We start from the raw sequence: 17,838 nt of genomic DNA, 5'->3' as shown, positions 1-17,838 counted from the left end.
TTGTCAGGAGCTTTTCCGATTACATAACTCGTCTTACATGTCCATTGAAAACATTTTTCCAGTAACCATGTGTCATATCAGCGATGCCAACACCTGTAGAGGATTGAGAACCGATAAATTTACCGCCGCCAATATAGATTCCAACGTGTCCATCTGTTTTATACGTATTAAAGAATACTAAGTCACCAGGTTTAATATCACTGACTGAAACAGCGGTACCTTGGGTTCTTAATGCACTTGTGCTAGAACCAACACTAACTCCAGCTTGTGAGAACGCCCAGTGTACAAAACCTGAACAGTCAAAACGTCCATTAGCAATGTCATAAGCACTTCTTCCGCCACCAAATACATATACGGAGTTACCAATGTATTTATATCCCGCATTAATGACGGTGCTGATTGATCCCGTTACTTTTGGTGTTGACGTTGGTACTGCAGGAACAGAAGCAGTAGACGTCGAAGTCGTTGCTGCAGCAGATGTTGATGTATTGGTAACCTCAGGTGTAGCTGCAAGCATGCTCGCACGAAGTTCTTCGATATCCGCTAATGTTTTTTGTTCTTTTGATTGTAGGGCAGCCTTTAACGCGTCATTTTGACTTTTTTGTTCTTCAATTTGACCCTGCATTTCAACTAATTCTTCTTTTTTATCTTTTAAAGAAGTTAGAGTCTCTTGGATAGTATCTTGTTTTTCTTCTACTAGTTTAATAGCTTTAGCTTGATCGTCAATGATTTTCTGATCAGCTTGCATGATGGTAGAAACGGCACTAACGCGGTTAATAAAGTCAGAGAAGCTTTGTGCACCAAAAATAACATCCAGGTAGCTAATCGTTCCACCTGATTCCTGCATCATACGTGCGCGCTCTTTAAGAATCTCGTTACGAGCTTCAATTTCTTTTTCAAGTTGGTCGATCTCATTTTGAAGAGTATGTACTTGCTCCTCAGACTTTTTAATTTCGTCTTCTGTTTGAGCGATCATTTTACGGTTATCTTCAATTGCTTGGTCAACTTTTGCAATTTGTGTATTTAATTCATTCAAAGCATTTTGTGTTTCTGTAAGATCACCTTGAAGTGTACTCATCGTATTTGCACTAGTTTGTATCACATATGGAGAAAAGGCACTTAGCATTAAAGTGGCACTTAAAGTTACGAGTGTCTTTTTCAAAATTATTCCTACTTTCTTACTAATCTATTTAGTCTATTATCTGATATTTTTACTTTCCCATATTATCATATATTTCTATGAAATTCTCCATTTGTCGCGAAATTGTTACATTTTGTTAAAATTGTAATACTTCAAATTACAGTAGAATCAAGGTTTGTAATAAAGGAACTCCCCATTTAATGTCGAAATAAATTTGTAATAAAGGTAATATTTCTGATAGATTTAGGTAAAAAAAACCTACTAAAGTAGGATTGGGAGACTAAAGGTAAAATAGGAGAATGGGTCACGAGGCATTTATTTTTTAATATAGAAAGGTCGAACATTACATGTTTATTACACAAATAAAGGGGATTATAGAGTCATATGCAGTTGCGACTGTTGGAGGTGTGTTGTTCTATTTGTTGCATTTTCCAATACCGTGGATTCTCGGACCGATGACGTTCATGATTTTATACAAATCGATTACTCATCGAAAAATGGTTGTGTCAACAAGGTTGTATAACCTTGGCCTTGCAACGCTAGGAATCTACTTTGGGTTATCCTTTACAATGGATACCTTTATGATGGTATATCCTTATATCCTCCCGTTTTTAATTACGACCATTTTGCTGCTAACAGTTAGTGTTCTCAATAGTATTTTTGTAACCCGTTTTATAAAAATTGACCCGATGACAAGTGTTTTTGGTTCTATTCCTGGGGGGCTTTCTGAGATGGTAGCGTCAAGCCATTCATTAAAAGCAAACTCCGCTATGGTAACCATTTTTCAAACGGTTCGCTTGTTAACGGTGGTTTTCATGGTTCCGTTTATTGTGACGCATTGGTTCATCGCGAGTGCAGGAAATGCATATGAGGTAACAAAAAATATTAGCAATGTACCAGTGTACTCATATTTATGGTTTGGGTTAGCACTATTGGTGGGGTGGCTCCTTCGAGATAAGTTGCCAGCGGCTTATGTTATTGGACCACTTGCTGTTACGGCAATTCTTGGTGTTGCCGGAGCCGGACTACCGGACATTCCTTCTTGGTTCCTTATTCTTGCCCAAATTACAGTTGGGATGAGGATGGGGAATAATATTAATTTGAGAGATTTAAAGATTGGCGGAAAATATTGTGGAGTATACTTTGTACTTACGGTATTTTTAGTAGCAATATCATTTGGATTTGGCTATATTTTTGCCATTTTTTCAGATTTGGATTTAGCAACAGCTCTCCTAAGCTTAGCTCCAGGCGGATTAGTTGAGATGGTTTTAACTGCTACAGCCATCGGAGCAGATCCCGCAGTCGTAAGTTCGTTGCAGCTCATCCGTTTGTTATTCATCATTTTAATTGTTCCGAGCTTTTTAAAATGGATGTTTACTAGGAAAGAAAAAGCGGCTGCTTGATGGAATGGGGATTCAAACAAACATTTGATTGAACCGGAAAACCCTTGATGATTAAGGGATGAACTTTAAACAAACGTTTGATTGAAAATGGAACCCCTTGTGCGCCAATGGATTGACTGCTAAACAAACGTTTGTTTGAAAAATATTATGTAAACTAAAAGGCGTTAAAAAGGAGCCTTCTCAAAATGGCTCCTTTTGTATATAGAAATTATGCTCCCCATTCCTCTTTTGAAGGACCGTAAACGCCAGGAACCTTCAATCCTGCTTGACGCATGAGGATGGTCATTTGCCCGCGGTGGTGAATCTGATGGGTATTCATCATTCCAAGTACCGCTGCAGCAGGCATTTGTTGGCCAAATACCTCTTTGGTTTCTTTCATTGTTCCATCATTCCATTGTGATTTAATGGCCGAAACTAAGTTCTCACTTGTTGAGCGATAGCTATCTGCCATTTCCTTAGCACTTGCAGGTACCTTTTCTCCGGTAGCCCCTTCAAATTCTAGTCCTGCGCTTGATAGAAAGAGATGGAGTGAAGTCACCACATGCCATGCCAGCTCACCTAATGTACGGTGGCCAGTTGAAACAGATTGTGATAATGATTCATCTGTTAGCGCGTCTAGAATTTTTTGTGTTGCAGCGCCCTCATATTGCCAATCCTGAACAAATTCTTCAATTGTATGGTACATATGTATTCCTCCTTAAAATGTTAGTACAACCATTATACTTCATGCACAAGTAAAAACCATTTTAAACGCTTCATATGAATTTTGATGTTTTATCTTTCGAATATCTGTAAAATAGAATCAGATACTAGATTTATACAACAAAGGATGTTGACGTGTGAAGGATATAACAATTAGCTCACTCTTAGATGTGATTGGGGAATTGTTCTCCGATGAAATTTCAATAGCGGTTTCTAATACAAAGGAATATATCTATTATCGACCAAGTAAACGTATTGATCTTAAAATAAAACCCGGTGATGAGGTGAAAAAGGGGACGATTGCTTATAAAGCGATTACGTCTAAACAAAAGGCCTCCGAATTCATCAATCGGGATGTATTTGGTATTCCTTATCATGGAATGGCAGTGCCCTTTTTTCATGGAAATGAGATAGAGGGATGTGTAACGGCAATCTACCCTGCCTTAACTGATGGGAAATCAGTAGTGACCGTGAAATCTCCTGATGGTTGGGTACCAATCCCCTTTTCAGATGTTCTCTATCTGGAGGCGAAGGACAAGAAGACCCACGTATACACAAAAGGCTTTTCTGGAACCCATAAATATTCACTTCAAGAATTCGAATATACATTACCAAAGGACTTTTTTATCCGATGTCACCGGTCGTTTGTCGTAAATGTCAATCAAATAAAAGAGATTCATCCTGATACTCATTCCACATTCGTACTAGAAATGAAAAATGGAGCACGAGTTCCAGTTAGCCAAAACTACTCCAGTTATTTTCGAAAACTGTTGGGGTTCTAATTTGCTGGAAAAAGAACAAATCTTCTGCTTCAGTGGTTTGTTCTTCTTTTTTATCTGATTATTTTGTTCTTTGTTCCAGAAATCCCTTTTGTGATAGCGGTTTCAGATAAAATTATCTTAATATTCTATTTCATAAAGGGGATGGGAGAAATGAATAGTAAACTAGACCGCATTAAGGATACCCGTCTGCATACCCGTGTTGTAACACCGGAAGAAGCAGCAGAATGGATCGAGGATGGTATGACGTTGGGACTTAGTGGCTTTACTCGTGCGGGTGATGTGAAAGCGGTTCCATTTGCGTTGGTAAAACGCGCTGAAAACGAGCCTTTAAAAGTAAATGTATATACTGGAGCATCTTTGGGCTCTGATGTTGATAAATTATTTGCTGAAGCAGGGATTTTAGGGAAACGCCTACCATTCCAAGCTGACCCAACAATGAGAAAAGGAATAAATGAGGGGGACTTCTTATTTGTTGATCAGCATTTATCACATACATCAGAACTAATTCGTTCAAATGTAATGGATGTCGATGTCGCAATATTGGAAGCGATTTCGATTAAAGAGGATGGATTAATCATTCCAACAACTTCAATCGGAAACTCGTTAACGTTTGCTCAGCATGCTAAATCAATTATTGTTGAAATCAATCTTGCTCAAACACCAGAGCTTGAGGGAGTTCACGATTTATATGCACCTGGCAAGCAGGGGGAGCGAGAGCCGATTCCTTTAACTAAGCCAAATGACAGAATTGGCCAACCGGGAATTAAAGTGGATGTTGAAAAAATAAAAGGAATCGTATTTACAGAACAAACCGATTCTCCATCAACAATTGTACCACCTGATGAAGAAACAGAAATCATGGCACAGCATCTCTTAACATTTTTACGTAAGGAAGTGGAAGCTGGGCGTTTAACCGAAAAGCTTGCTCCATTGCAATCAGGTATCGGATCTGTAGCAAACGCAGTTCTTCACGGTATGCTTGATTCTGAGTTTACAGATTTAGAGGTGTACTCTGAAGTATTGCAGGATGCTGTATTTGACTTAATGGATGCAGGAAAAGTAAACTTTGCGTCTTGTTGTTCAATCACGCTTTCAGAAGAAAAAATGAAAAAAGTGTTTTCAAACTTTGATCAGTATCGTGACCGTTTGATGATGAGACCTCAGGAAATTTCAAATCACCCTGAAATCATTCGTCGTCTTGGACTAATTTCGATTAACACAGCACTAGAGCTTGATATATACGGAAACGTGAACTCCACCCATGTGTCTGGTACAAAAATGATGAATGGAATTGGTGGTTCTGGTGACTTTGCTCGAAACGCACGCCTTGCTATCTTTGTTACAAAATCCATTGCTAAAGGCGGAAACATTTCAAGCATCGTGCCATTTGTATCCCATGTGGACCACACAGAGCATGATGTTGATATCATCGTAACGGAGCAAGGGTATGCCGACCTGCGAGGGCTTGCACCAAGAGAACGTGTAGAATTGCTTATCGAAAACTGTGCACATCCGATGTACAAACAACAGCTTCGTGACTACTACGAAGAAGCACTAACAAGAGGCGGTCAAACACCTCATGTATTAGAAAAAGCATTCTCATGGCACACCAACTACGCCCAAACAGGAACAATGCTACAAAAAGAATTAGTAAAAGCATAAAAATGATGGCCGTATAAGGAAGAAATTCTTTATACGGCTTTTTACGGTGTGCAGGGTAAAAAATGGTTTTGTTTTGATTCTGACAGGAATAGCCCATTTTGCCTGAGTCAAGTCGGAATGAGCTCAAGATTAGGACAGTTTTATCACAATTTGCTAAAGTCGAGTCGGAATGAGAACGAGATTTGGACAGTTAAATCAGATTTTGCTAGAGTTGAGTCAGAATGGATACGAGATTTGGACAGTTAAATCACGTTTTGTTAGAGTTGAGTCTGAATGAGTATGTGATTAGGACAGTTAAATCACGTTTTGCTAGAGTTGAGTCGTAATGCGTACATGATTAGGACAGTTAAATCACTTTTTGCTAGAGTTGAGTCTGAATGGGTACGAGATTTGGACAGTTAAATCAGATTTTGCTAGAGTTGAGTCAGAAGTAGCCCAAGATTAGGACAGTTAAATCAGATTTTGCTAGAGTCGAGTCGGAACGAGTACGAGATATGGACAGGCGTAGTACGCTTTGCTTAAGTAGAGTCAAAATGAGCTTAAGATTTGGACACTCAGCAACATTTTTCTTCAATTCAAGTCAGAATGGATCCGAGTTTCAGACAAAGGTAAAGTATTTGATCATACCTTTTCCGAATGACCTTAGGAAAACCCCAGATAAACACCAGCCCCCCAAATACCCCTAGCTTCCCTTCTCCCACTAATCTAGGTAAAAAGTAATATGTCCCATCATTTGGAATCGTGATACGATTAACAAAAAGTGAATAGAGAAGAGGGGTAAGATGAAGCAAATCAAGGCTTTTGTTGGGTGCTTTTTCATTGCGGTGTCGGCCTTTTTATATTCGACAAAACACATAACGGCAGCAATAATATCATCCAATATCAATCGTCCGGACGTCAATTACTATGAAGGTGCCTTCAAAATCGTCGGATTCGGGATCAACTTTTGGATAATCGCATCATTGCTTGTCGGAATTGCGATGTTAATTAGCCTTCTCGCACAAGGGACTGCATTCCCATTCAAAACGAAACAACCCATAGAAGAAAATCCCCACCAGTGAATGGATGGGGATTTTGTTAAATAAAAGGTTAAAAAGGCTTCAAAATCATTAACGCAATCACAATCAAAAAGATTCCGTTCTCAATATGCTCTACTCGAAAAAGAGCTTTTGCTAAAGGATAGTATTCTTCAGGAATGTCATCACCTTGGTGTGTTTCTAATAACGCTTTTACAGGTTTTGATTTTGGTTTAAGAGCAAATGGTCCCATTGCTAACGAAATAAGAAAAAGCAGCAAGCTTGTCGTATACCAGCCCATATTAAATAAATACGGATTAATGGCTCCCATTAAGAGGCCGGTCACAAGCAGCATTATACCACCAATCATGACAAATATATGAAGTCTATGTCTGATTGCATACGAATGCCGCAGCTCTGTCATCGTATCTGCTGACTTCCCAACAGTTGTTAAAATAAAGCCAGGTCCCAAACCAATGATGGCTGAAAAAATATGTATGAAAACAAGTACTTGATAAATTACATCCACTTGATGGAAACCCCCAATCACAACATATTCTACTATAAATGATAGCACGATAATAAAAAAAACCAAGTGATGTACCTCACAATTCCATCTTCATTATCTTACTATTTTGTGACATTGTATTTCCAATAAAAGATACGTGGTATAATAGTAACTGGTTAAAGTCGGAGAAAGGGGGCAATTTTTTGAAAAGCCTGACCAAATTTTTTTATATTGTCTTAGGTTTTCTTTTTTTAGGCCTTGGAGTTGTAGGAATTGTGTTGCCACTCATTCCAACTACGCCCCTGCTACTGCTTGCTTCTTTCTTTTTTGTAAAAGGATCAGACCGTTTTGATCGTTGGTTTAAAGGTACGAAATTATATAAAAAGCATTTAGAAGGCTTTGTAAAGCGACGTGAAATGACACTGAGACAAAAGCTAACGATTTTACTAACCGCAGATGCGATGATTGTCGTCCCATTTATTATACTGGACAGCATCGCCGTAAAACTTCTTTTAGTCGCGGTTGTTATTTATAAGTACTACTACTTTATCACGAAAATAAAGACTGTTGCACCTGAGACTCATGCGATTCACAAGCAGACACTTGTTGAGAAAACAAGCCATAAATAGACGGAAAAAACCCTTGTCATTTAGCGATGACAAGGGTTGTATATTATTTATCTATCTTGCTAAACTCATGGACCCATACTTTCATTTGAGGAAGCCAAGGCATTCCAGGGTGGTAAGAAAGAATGGATTCTTTATATTCATCAACCGTATTGAAGCCTTCTCTTTTCGCATCCTCATCTGTAAGTTCACCAAGGGACTGCTCGTATACGCGGTCAATTTTAAATGCTTGGCCTTCAAGCGTCATAATTTCCCCAACATCGGCATATCTTCCATTCCTTCTAGTTGCTGTTTTTTTACCTTCCAGAACCTTTTTTATATCCGATTCCATTGTGACAAGACGTTCAATTGAACATGTTTTAGCTGGTAATTCGTTATTCGGTGTACTCATAGACAAGCTCCTTTTCTTATAAAAAATGTTTCCAACACTTACTCTTCACTTTAACAAGAAAAATCATTCGCCACAACTTAAGCTGTCTTTCGGTCAAAATACCTTCTCAAACCTTCCCCTAAAATCGTAAACGTAAACATCGTAAAAGAGATGGCAACACATGTCCAAAAGGGGATCCAAATCGAACTAATCATATCTTTTCTAGCTTGACCGAGCAGTGTTGGCCAGTTGAGACTCGTGTTAATCATTTCACCAACACCATAATTCGTTTGGACAAACACTTGAGAAAGGAATACACCAAAAATGCCAAGCTGTGCAATTAAAAGACAGGTTCTTCCGATATCAATAAAGAAATTCACCATAATCGCTGGGTATGTATTCGGTAAAATGTTCCCTAAAGCAAGTCGGAGCGGGGAGATGCCAACAGTGATTCCGGCTTCAATATAAGGCTTCCTCACAATTCGTTGTGTTTCCTCACGGATAATATGGCTTACTTTTCCAACCTCAATTAAGGCTAAAAGTAATATCGACCACCATAACCTGTTTTCATTCATAACAAGAGCGGGTATGGCTAACAGCAGCAACGCGGAAAAAATAATGGGAATACTTGAAAAGACATTATTCCAAGTGGTCACAATCCAGGAAAATGGATTGTTTTTTCTAGTGGCAAGCAAACCAAGCGGGATTGCAATCAGATAGCGAAGCACGACAATTCCTAATATGACCTTCAGCGTGTCCTTTGCACCGACAATCAAAACACTCAATAAATCTCTTCCTTCATGATCTGACCCAAAAGGGGGTTGCTCTCCAGGGGTAAAGGGTGCTTTAAGTAAACCCTGTCCACCATCGAGGAAACGAATCCTTCCCTCTTCAATTCCTTCTTTTACATATGGTACATGCGGTCCTACAAATGTGACTAGAAGCAGGATACTTAACATCATTAAGCCAGCGATTAAAAACCAATTTCGATTCATTATAGAAACACCCTCTTATTTCGGATCTAATCTCATTTTGATGAATTGACTCATAATATGGGCAACCATCACTAGCATTAGAAAGCTGATACAAATGCCAATGATTAAACCACGTTCATCGGCTCCGCCACCTGGTGGGATAAAATTTGTATAGCCAATTGCTGTAAATAACCGATAGGCAGCTCCCTGGTAACCTAGTAAGTATTCGACTACTAATAAGTTTGATAGAATAAATACCATAATCGATTGCAGGTGACTTGAAACTGTGATTATGCATGACCTCATCATATGGTTGAGTAGGACTTTATTTTTGGTAAAGCCTTTAGCGAATGCTACTTGAATATACGGCTCGCGGTCCTGGGTAAGCAGGGAGACAGATGTAATTCTCGCAACATACAACATTGGTGCAATCGATACAAGAATACTAGGTGCAATAAACTTCCACCAGGCTTCGGTGCCCATTATGCTAAAATCAGGAACATATAGTAGTAGAAAATAGCTTAAACAGATGATAATAAAAAAGTCTGGTACACCTGATAAAAACCAGGTGGCGCCACTTCCTAGAAAGCTCTTTTTCGTATTCGTAAACCGGTAATCTAAGATTCCTTTTATTATCCCAAACACAATGCTAAGAACATACCCAATCAAGATAATCTTGAGGCTCCTTGGAAAGAATTTTGCAATTTCATCCTCTGCTGAAAGGGTGGCAAACTTCGTACCTCCAAGACTTTTATTCTCATATACATTTTTTAAAAAAGTGACAAAATTTGTTGCGTAATCCTTCATATTAAATTGATAGGAATACTCGACTGTTATTGCTCTTCCGCTAAACTCAATACTGGGTTCGCGAGGGAAAAGAACAAATAGAATTACACATAAGAATACACATAGATAGATAGCTAAAATCTTCCCTAGCTCCTTTACAACCCCCACAAAAACACCGTCCTTTTCGAAAGTAACCACTATTCTAAATATATTAGAAATTATAATCCCTGTCATCATCGGATTTTTGAGTGGTTTAGTTCTATCGTCCTGTTTGGGTTTCATAAAATGTAAGGAGTAAGGCACTATAGTGGGAATTGTCAATTCTATATTTCTTTTAGCCTATCAATGTGATAATATTGTAAAAAAGAAAATTGTTTAAATTTTATAATAATAGGAAGGGGTTACATACGTGAAAAAAGTATTTGTTTTTTCAATCCTGCTTGTTTTTTTACTTTTAGCAGCCTGTGGAACTAGTGATACGAGTGGGACAGGCGGAGAAAAAGACGGTGAAGACTCAGGAAAAAAAACACTTAAGGTTATGACAGATGCGGCATATGCTCCATTCGAATTCATGGAGGGTGACAAAATCGTTGGTTTTGAAATTGATGTGATTAAAGCAGTCGCTGAGGAAGCGGGATATGAACTAGATATTAAACATACTGGTTGGGATCCAATATTCGTTGAGCTAAACAAGGGATCTTACGACATGGCGATTTCATCCATTTCAATTACGGAGGAACGTCAAAATGAATATCTCTTTACCATTCCGTTCTTTCTATCTACCAATAAAATTATGATCCCTGAAGATAGTGATATTCAAACTGCTGAAGACCTTAAAGGGAAGAAGGTAGCAGTTCAAGCGTCCACAACCGGACATTTTGCTGTTGAGAAAGTGCTTGGAGAAAAACACCCGGATATTAAAGCATTTGAAAATAACAATCTTGCCATCCTTGAGCTTGAGAGTGGTGGTGCGGATGCAGTTGTAGCAGATAATGGTGTAATCGAATACTATGCAGCCCAAAATCCAGACAAAAAGTTAAAGGTTGTTGGAGACAAGGATACGTTTGATGCAGAGTTCTATGGAATGATGTTCCCTAAGGATAGCGAAGACTTAAAAGCCGACTTTGATAAGGCAATCGAAGCCATTATCGAAAGTGGAAAATACACCGAAATTTATAAAGAATGGTTCGGTGCAGAGCCTGATTTAGAGGCACTAAAGGCTGAACAAGAAGCTTCAAAATAAGAAAGAAAAAATTGCGTAACGACAACAACGTGTTACGCAATTTTTCACTTATAAAAATAATACAGGGGGACGCAGCATGGATTTTAAGTTTGATATTCTCATTGATTACCTTCCCTATTTTGGTCAGGGTACATTAATTACCATTGGGTTATCAATTGCTGGTATTTTACTTGGGACAATCCTAGGTTTATTTATCGGTCTTGGAAAAATGATTCGAAATAGATGGTTGGCATTTCCATTCGTTTGTTATGTGACGTTCTTCCGCGGAACTCCACTCTTAGTTCAAATCTTTTTGGTTCACTTCGGGGTTGTTCCCTTATTTTTAGGTGGAACAAACGGAATTGTAGCAGGTGTAATCGCACTTACATTAAATGCATCCGCCTACATAGCAGAAATCTTCAGAGCGGGTATTCAATCCCTTGATCGTGGACAAATGGAAGCGGCACGGTCCTTAGGAATGACACATCCCCAGGCGATGAGGTATGTCATTATCCCGCAAGCGTTTAAACGCATGATTCCTCCATTAGGAAATGAATTTGTTATTTTAATTAAGGATTCATCACTTCTTTCGGTAGTAGCCACTCCTGAAATCATGCATTGGGGCCGGATGATGATGGGGCAGCATGCCCGTGTGTGGGAGCCTTATTTAATGGCAGCCTTCATTTATTTAATACTCACTCTTACCTTAACCATTCTATTAAACTATCTAGAAAAGAGGTTGAAAACGGAATGATTAAAATAGACAATATAAAGAAATCGTTTGGGAAAAATGAGGTGCTAAAAGGGATCTCGGCCGATATTAAGCCCCAGGAGGTTGTTGTGGTTATTGGCCCTTCAGGCTCCGGGAAATCAACCTTTTTACGATGCATAAATTTATTAGAGACTATTGATGAAGGGCATGTTTATATAGAGGGAGTCGATACGACGGATAAAAAGACAAACATCAACCAAATCAGAACCGATGTCGGAATGGTGTTTCAGCAGTTTAATTTATTCCCTCACAAAACAGTGATGGAAAACATTATGCTTTCTCCTTTAAAGGTTAAAAAGCTTCCCCATGAAAAAGCATATAATAAAGGAATGGAGCTTTTGAAAAAGGTAGGGCTTGCTGAAAAAGCAGATGCTTATCCGGATTCATTGTCAGGCGGTCAAAAACAACGGGTAGCGATTGCAAGAGCACTAGCAATGGAACCTAAAATCATGCTATTTGATGAACCGACTTCTGCTCTTGACCCCGAAATGGTTGGAGAGGTTTTAGAAGTCATGAAACAGTTGGCACGAGAGGGAATGACCATGGTCGTCGTGACCCATGAAATGGGCTTTGCACGTGAAGTAGGCGACCGGGTTCTCTTTATGGATGACGGCTATATCGTGGAGGAAAACAAGCCAAAAGAATTGTTCGAAAACCCTCAGCACGACCGTACAAAAGCATTTTTAAGTAAAGTACTGTAAACCTGACATAGCGACGTGTAAGGTTTACCTAGGGAGGCTAACCAAAAATGGACATGATTGAAAAAGCCATTATTGTTGCAAGTAAAGCACATGATGGGCAGTATCGAAAACTAACCAATATTCCATACATCACACATCCACTTGGTGTTGGCCTGATTTTAATGAAGATCAATGCGCGTGAGGAACTGATAGTTGCTGGAATTTTACATGATACGGTAGAAGATAAGGAGCTTACTTTAGAAGAGATAAGCGACGGTTTCGGTGACGAGGTTGCAAAACTTGTGGAAGGCTGTTCCGAGCCCGATAAATCCCTGCCGTGGGAAGCAAGAAAAGAGCATACGATTTCATTCCTGCGGACAGCTTCAGAGGACACTCGTACTGTCGTATGTGCAGATAAACTACATAATATCCGCTCGATTATCCGTGATTACGAGGAACAAGGCGAGCAGGTATGGAGCCGATTTAGCCGCGGAAAGGAAAAACAAGAGTGGTATTACCGAAATGTCGTCGATAGCTTAAGTCACGCCTCCACCTTTCCGTTATTAGAGGAGCTGAAAAAGGAAGTCGATCGACTGTTTCATTAAGAAGGCAAAAGGAGCCGTGAAGCTCCTTTTACTCATTTTTGTAAGTAAGATTGATCATCTGTACGCCTAAAAAGCGTTTAATGGCTAGTGCGCAGGCACCCATTTGGACTGCTTTCTTTCCAAAAGTTGAGACCGATAACTGGCGATAGTGATTAATAGATGAGGTTAGATGCCCTTCTATTTTTTTGATGGAATCGGGATACATTCGCAGGATTTCACCGTCAAGAACGATTGTATCTGGGTTATACATATTAATCATGTTATTCAGACCAATTGAAAGGTAGTAGATAAATTGCTCAAGACGTTCACTTATGTCCTCGTCGCCCTCTTCTATCAGCTTTTGTAAATCAGCATATGTAAAAGAAGAAAGGCCTTTTTCGGCTTTTATATTTTCTAAAAAAACAGACTCTGAGGCATACTGTTCCCAGCACCCTTCATTGCCGCATCGACAGGGTCTGCCATGTGGAACAACAATCATATGACCGATTTCACCGGCGAATCCATCATTCCCTCTAAAAAAATGATTGTCCACAATTATTCCTAGTCCAATTCCAGAATAAATCGTGGTACACAGAAGGCTATTGGTTTCATGATGGTTAAACACTCTTTCAGCAAAAGTGGACATATTTGCGTTATTTTCAATTTGAATATTGAGACCACATGCTTTTTCAAGGTCTGCCTTCAAATCAACGGACCGCCACAGGTAGCGTGGCACGAAGTGAATTTTTTCATCCTTTCCAACAAGTCCGTGAATGGCAATCACAACGCCAATAATCCCATAACGGCTATCATTAAACTTCTTATCCAGACTATTAATTTGTTCAATTAATAGCTGCAGAATGTAGCCATAGTCTAGACTATGGCACTCAATTGATTTTTCGAAAATAGGTTTTCCGAGTAGGTCTGATACGGTAAAAGAGATTAGTTCATAGTCCACGTCGATTCCAAGAGCATAGCCGGCATTCGCTTTCAATGAAAGCATTATCGGCTTTCTTCCAACACTCGTATGCTCAAGCTGTGTTTCAATGATTAAGCCCTCGTCTAACAAATCAGCCACCTGTGCAGAAACCGTCGCCCTGGTAAGGGCTGTGGCTTTGGAAATGTCAGCCCTTGAAATCATACCTTCTTCTACTATTTTTTCTAAAATAAGCGAGCGATTTATTTTTTTTATATATGCTGCATCACCGGTTATCATTATAAATCCCCCAGTTGTTAGTACATAATTTTTAAAAGAAGATATCATCATTAAGTTACGCATTATGAAAAGCAATATGTGTAACCGTTTTGACGACGCTTTCAAAAAGCGTTGATTAAAATTGTTTGAATTTAGATAATTGACGAATAAAGATAAGGGTGGTACATTATTAATGGTTATAATTTGTTTAGTGAACGAATTAATTATACATCTTATTTTAAAGATTGAAAAGATTGGATTTTTTAGGTAGGGTATAACAGTATAGAAATACTATTTTAATAGTTTAGGAGAGTGGTAAAAAATGAAAACAACTCTAAATGATAAAGAACTTGATTTGTTAGCAATTAATACAATTCGAACTCTTTCTATTGATGCTATAGAGAAAGCAAATTCTGGCCACCCAGGTATGCCGATGGGTGCTGCACCAATGGCTTACACTCTATGGGCAAAAGAAATGAATCACAACCCTTCTAATCCAAACTGGTTCAACCGCGATCGCTTCGTTTTATCTGCTGGACACGGTTCCATGCTTTTATATAGTTTATTACATTTATTTGGTTACGATGTAACAATGGAAGACTTAAAAGGTTTCCGCCAATGGGGAAGCAGAACTCCAGGACATCCTGAGTTTGGACACACTCCAGGCGTTGAAGCAACTACTGGTCCACTAGGCCAAGGTATTGCTATGTCTGTTGGTATGGCAATGGCTGAAAGACATCTAGCTGAAACTTACAATAAAGATAACTATGAAGTAGTCAACCACTTTACATATGCAATTTGTGGTGATGGAGACTTAATGGAAGGTGTTTCTGCAGAAGCAGCTTCACTTGCTGGTCATCTAAAACTAGGCCGTCTTATCGTAATGTACGATTCAAACGACATTTCTCTTGATGGTGATTTAAACCTTTCTTTCTCTGAAAGTGTTGAAGATCGTTTTAAAGCTTACGGATGGCAAGTAATCCGTGTTGAAAACGGAAATGATATTGAAGAACTTCAAAATGCTTTACAAGCAGCAAAAGCAGATTTAAACCGTCCGACTTTAATTGAAGTTAAAACAACAATCGGCTTCGGTTCTCCAAATAAAGGAGGAAAATCTGCATCACACGGTGCTCCACTTGGTAAAGACGAAGTTGCTTTAACGAAAGAAGCATACGGCTGGACTTATGAAGAGCCATTCTTCGTTCCAGAAGAAGTAAGAGAGCACTACAGCCAATTTGTAGAAGCTGGTAAGCAAAAAGAAAGTGTATGGAATGAATTATTTGCAGAATATAAAAAAGAATACCCTGAATTAGCGAAGCAATTTGAAATGGCATTAAATGGCGAGCTACCTGAAAACTGGGAAGCTTCACTTCCAACTTTCGAAGCTGGATCTTCATTTGCAACTCGTGATGCTTCAGGTAAAGCTTTAAATGCTGCTGCTACTGCAATTCCACAACTAATCGGTGGTTCAGCAGACTTAGCAGGATCAAATAAAACGTTAATCACGTCTGAAAAGAACTATGCCATCGACAGCTTTGCTGCTCGTAACATCTGGTTCGGAGTAAGAGAATTTGCAATGGGTGCTGCAATCAACGGTATGGCCCTTCATGGTGGTGTAAAAGTATTTGGAGCTACATTCTTCGTATTCTCTGATTACCTACGTCCAGCTATTCGTCTAGCAGCTCTAATGAAGCTCCCTGTAACATATGTGTTTACACATGACTCAATTGCAGTTGGTGAAGACGGCCCAACACATGAGCCAGTAGAACAATTGGCTGCATTACGTGCAATGCCAGGTTTATCGATTCTACGTCCAGCTGATGCAAAAGAAACTGCGTCTGCATGGCGCTTAGCAATTGAAAGCACAGATACACCAACAGCACTTGTCCTAACTCGTCAAGGTCTACCAACCTTAGAGCTAGACCAAGAAGCTGTATATGAAGGTGTTAAAAAAGGTGCTTACGTTGTTTCTGAAGCAAAAGGAGAAGTAGCAGGTCTATTACTTGCAACAGGTTCTGAAGTTTCATTAGCAATGGCTGCACAAAAAGAGTTAGAAAAAGAAGGCATCTTCGTATCAGTTGTGAGTATGCCAAGCTGGGATCGCTTTGAAAAGCAATCTGCTGAATACAAAGAAAGTGTTCTTCCAAAAGCAGTTAAAGCTCGTCTTGGAATCGAAATGGCTTCACCACTTGGATGGAAAGAATTCGTTGGTGACGAAGGTAAAGTCCTTGCTGTTAACACATTCGGAGCATCTGCACCGGCAGACAAACTGTTAGCAGAATACGGCTTTACAGTTGAAAACGTAGTTAAGAACTTTAAAGAAATTTTGTAAAATAGTAGTTTTTACTAACTGCATTTGACTTGCCTTTTGCGAATAGGTGAGTCAAATGTGTGAACAATATCTTTGATATAATTAAGTTACTGGAGGGAAAAGAAATGAAATTTTTTATCGATACAGCTAACCTAGATGATATTAAAAAAGCGTACAAAATGGGTGTTCTATCTGGTGTAACAACAAACCCATCACTTGTTGTAAAAGAAGGCGTTAAGTTCGAAGACCGCATCGCAGAAATTCTTCAAGCTGTGCCAGAAGTAGAAAGCGTATCTGCTGAAGTATCTCCTGATGCTGAAACTGCTGAACAAATGATTGCAGAAGCTGAAGAGCTTATCAAAATAAACGGTGGCGACAAAAACATCACAATCAAAGTTCCAATGACTGTAGCTGGATTAGAAGCTACTCGCTATCTATCTAAAAAAGGCGTGAAAACAAACGTTACGTTAATTTTCACTATGAACCAAGCTCTACTTGCAGCACGTGCTGGTGCAACTTATGTATCTCCATTCTTAGGTCGTCTTGACGACATTTCTGAAGATGGCGTACAGCTTGTAGCTAAAATTGCTGAACTTTTCCGTATTCACAACCTTGATTCACAAATCATCGCTGCATCTGTAAGACACCCAGACCACGTTACTCGCGTAGCATTGGCTGGTGCTCACATCGCAACGATTCCATACTCTGTCATTGAGCAGCTTACTAAGCACCCACTTACAGACCAAGGCTTAGAAAAATTCGCAGCTGACTGGGTAAAAGCAGTAAAATAATTGGATATTTGAGGTTAGGCAACCCCGGTTCGCAATGGTTTGATGCGGATTGGGGTTTTTTTAGTGTTATGAAGGAGATGGGGTGGATGTAGTTTAAGTAGGATGATGACGTTATTACGTCCGAGGGGTATTCATCGGAGTTATGAAGACGAAAAGGCGTGGTTGAATTCGGTTAAACGGTCATCATCGGGGTGATGAAGACGAAAAGACAGCGTTGAATTCGTTCAAACGGTCATCATCGGGGTGATGAAGACGAAAAGGCTTCGTTACATTCGGTTAAACGGTCATCATCGAGGTGATGAAGACGAAAAGG

18 protein-coding genes are annotated in these 17,838 nt (G+C 39.3%); 11 read left to right on the top strand and 7 right to left on the bottom strand.

Annotated elements, in window-relative coordinates; translation table 11 throughout:
- Positions 1-19: 19 nt before the first annotated feature.
- Positions 20-1,162: a coiled-coil domain-containing protein gene (locus tag V7138_RS19510; protein WP_335400658.1), complete on the bottom strand. Its 1,143-nt coding sequence runs from the start codon at positions 1,160-1,162 to the stop codon at positions 20-22.
- A gap of 326 nt (positions 1,163-1,488) precedes the next feature.
- Between V7138_RS19510 and V7138_RS19505 the strand changes: the two genes are divergently transcribed.
- Entirely contained in the window at positions 1,489-2,544 is a 1,056-nt protein-coding gene (locus V7138_RS19505; RefSeq protein ID WP_335400656.1) for an AbrB family transcriptional regulator, read from the top strand.
- Positions 2,545-2,752: 208 nt separating this feature from the next.
- Here the strand turns inward: V7138_RS19505 and V7138_RS19500 are convergent, their stop codons facing one another.
- Positions 2,753-3,229: a DinB family protein gene (locus V7138_RS19500; RefSeq protein WP_335400654.1), complete on the bottom strand. Its 477-nt coding sequence runs from the start codon at positions 3,227-3,229 to the stop codon at positions 2,753-2,755.
- Positions 3,230-3,383: 154 nt separating this feature from the next.
- On the opposite strand from V7138_RS19500, the gene V7138_RS19495 reads away from it, so the two are divergent.
- From V7138_RS19495 to V7138_RS19485, 3 genes are all read left to right on the top strand, one after another.
- Positions 3,384-4,028: a LytTR family DNA-binding domain-containing protein gene (locus tag V7138_RS19495; RefSeq protein WP_335400652.1), complete on the top strand. Its 645-nt coding sequence runs from the start codon at positions 3,384-3,386 to the stop codon at positions 4,026-4,028.
- Between the two features lie 150 nt (positions 4,029-4,178).
- A complete protein-coding gene (locus V7138_RS19490) occupies positions 4,179-5,690 on the top strand; it encodes an acetyl-CoA hydrolase/transferase family protein (protein ID WP_335400650.1) in 1,512 nt (503 codons plus the stop codon).
- 782 nt (positions 5,691-6,472) lie between these two features.
- Complete coding sequence (locus tag V7138_RS19485; protein ID WP_335400648.1) at positions 6,473-6,751, top strand: hypothetical protein; 279 nt, start codon at positions 6,473-6,475, stop codon at positions 6,749-6,751.
- A 28-nt stretch (positions 6,752-6,779) separates the two neighbouring features.
- Here the strand turns inward: V7138_RS19485 and V7138_RS19480 are convergent, their stop codons facing one another.
- The gene (locus V7138_RS19480; RefSeq protein WP_335400646.1) at positions 6,780-7,235 is read right to left on the bottom strand and encodes a DUF2269 family protein; all 456 of its coding nucleotides are present in this window, start codon (positions 7,233-7,235) and stop codon (positions 6,780-6,782) included.
- A 182-nt stretch (positions 7,236-7,417) separates the two neighbouring features.
- Here V7138_RS19480 and V7138_RS19475 point away from each other — a divergent pair, with 182 nt between their 5' ends.
- Positions 7,418-7,843: a YbaN family protein gene (locus tag V7138_RS19475; protein WP_335400644.1), complete on the top strand. Its 426-nt coding sequence runs from the start codon at positions 7,418-7,420 to the stop codon at positions 7,841-7,843.
- A gap of 43 nt (positions 7,844-7,886) precedes the next feature.
- Here V7138_RS19475 and V7138_RS19470 read toward each other — a convergent pair whose 3' ends face one another.
- The 3 genes from V7138_RS19470 to V7138_RS19460 form a co-directional block, all read right to left on the bottom strand.
- The gene (locus V7138_RS19470; protein WP_335400642.1) at positions 7,887-8,231 is read right to left on the bottom strand and encodes an ASCH domain-containing protein; all 345 of its coding nucleotides are present in this window, start codon (positions 8,229-8,231) and stop codon (positions 7,887-7,889) included.
- Between the two features lie 77 nt (positions 8,232-8,308).
- The gene (locus tag V7138_RS19465; protein WP_335400640.1) at positions 8,309-9,205 is read right to left on the bottom strand and encodes an ABC transporter permease; all 897 of its coding nucleotides are present in this window, start codon (positions 9,203-9,205) and stop codon (positions 8,309-8,311) included.
- 15 nt (positions 9,206-9,220) lie between these two features.
- A complete protein-coding gene (locus V7138_RS19460; protein WP_335400638.1) occupies positions 9,221-10,138 on the bottom strand; it encodes an ABC transporter permease subunit in 918 nt (305 codons plus the stop codon).
- A 241-nt stretch (positions 10,139-10,379) separates the two neighbouring features.
- Here V7138_RS19460 and V7138_RS19455 point away from each other — a divergent pair, with 241 nt between their 5' ends.
- The 4 genes from V7138_RS19455 to V7138_RS19440 all read left to right on the top strand — a co-directional run bounded on the left by V7138_RS19455 (position 10,380) and on the right by V7138_RS19440 (position 13,249).
- The gene (locus tag V7138_RS19455) at positions 10,380-11,213 is read left to right on the top strand and encodes a basic amino acid ABC transporter substrate-binding protein (protein ID WP_335400636.1); all 834 of its coding nucleotides are present in this window, start codon (positions 10,380-10,382) and stop codon (positions 11,211-11,213) included.
- A gap of 76 nt (positions 11,214-11,289) precedes the next feature.
- Positions 11,290-11,946 (top strand): amino acid ABC transporter permease, encoded by a 657-nt coding sequence (locus V7138_RS19450; protein ID WP_335400634.1) that lies wholly within the window; start codon positions 11,290-11,292, stop codon positions 11,944-11,946.
- The gene (locus V7138_RS19445) at positions 11,943-12,665 is read left to right on the top strand and encodes an amino acid ABC transporter ATP-binding protein (RefSeq protein ID WP_335400632.1); all 723 of its coding nucleotides are present in this window, start codon (positions 11,943-11,945) and stop codon (positions 12,663-12,665) included. Before V7138_RS19450 ends, V7138_RS19445 begins: the two co-directional genes overlap by 4 nt.
- 47 nt (positions 12,666-12,712) lie before the next feature.
- Positions 12,713-13,249, top strand: coding sequence for an HD domain-containing protein (locus tag V7138_RS19440; protein ID WP_335400630.1), 537 nt, complete (start codon positions 12,713-12,715; stop codon positions 13,247-13,249).
- Positions 13,250-13,277: 28 nt separating this feature from the next.
- On the opposite strand, the gene V7138_RS19435 is transcribed toward V7138_RS19440, so the two are convergent.
- Positions 13,278-14,444, bottom strand: a complete 1,167-nt coding sequence (locus V7138_RS19435; RefSeq protein WP_335400629.1) for an ROK family transcriptional regulator — start codon at positions 14,442-14,444, stop codon at positions 13,278-13,280.
- A 301-nt stretch (positions 14,445-14,745) separates the two neighbouring features.
- Between V7138_RS19435 and tkt the strand changes: the two genes are divergently transcribed.
- Together tkt and fsa are read left to right on the top strand one after the other, a co-directional pair.
- Positions 14,746-16,755: a transketolase gene (tkt, locus tag V7138_RS19430; RefSeq protein ID WP_335400627.1), complete on the top strand. Its 2,010-nt coding sequence runs from the start codon at positions 14,746-14,748 to the stop codon at positions 16,753-16,755.
- A gap of 104 nt (positions 16,756-16,859) precedes the next feature.
- Complete coding sequence (gene fsa / locus V7138_RS19425) at positions 16,860-17,525, top strand: fructose-6-phosphate aldolase (RefSeq protein WP_335400625.1); 666 nt, start codon at positions 16,860-16,862, stop codon at positions 17,523-17,525.
- The last annotated feature ends 313 nt before the right edge of the window (positions 17,526-17,838 follow it).

It is taken from the genome of Bacillus sp. JJ1533 (assembly GCF_036965045.1).
Taxonomy (GTDB): domain Bacteria; phylum Bacillota; class Bacilli; order Bacillales; family Bacillaceae_L; genus Ferdinandcohnia.
The sequence above is the reverse complement of the archived record's forward strand: the minus strand, read 5'-3'. Positions and strand labels throughout refer to the sequence as shown.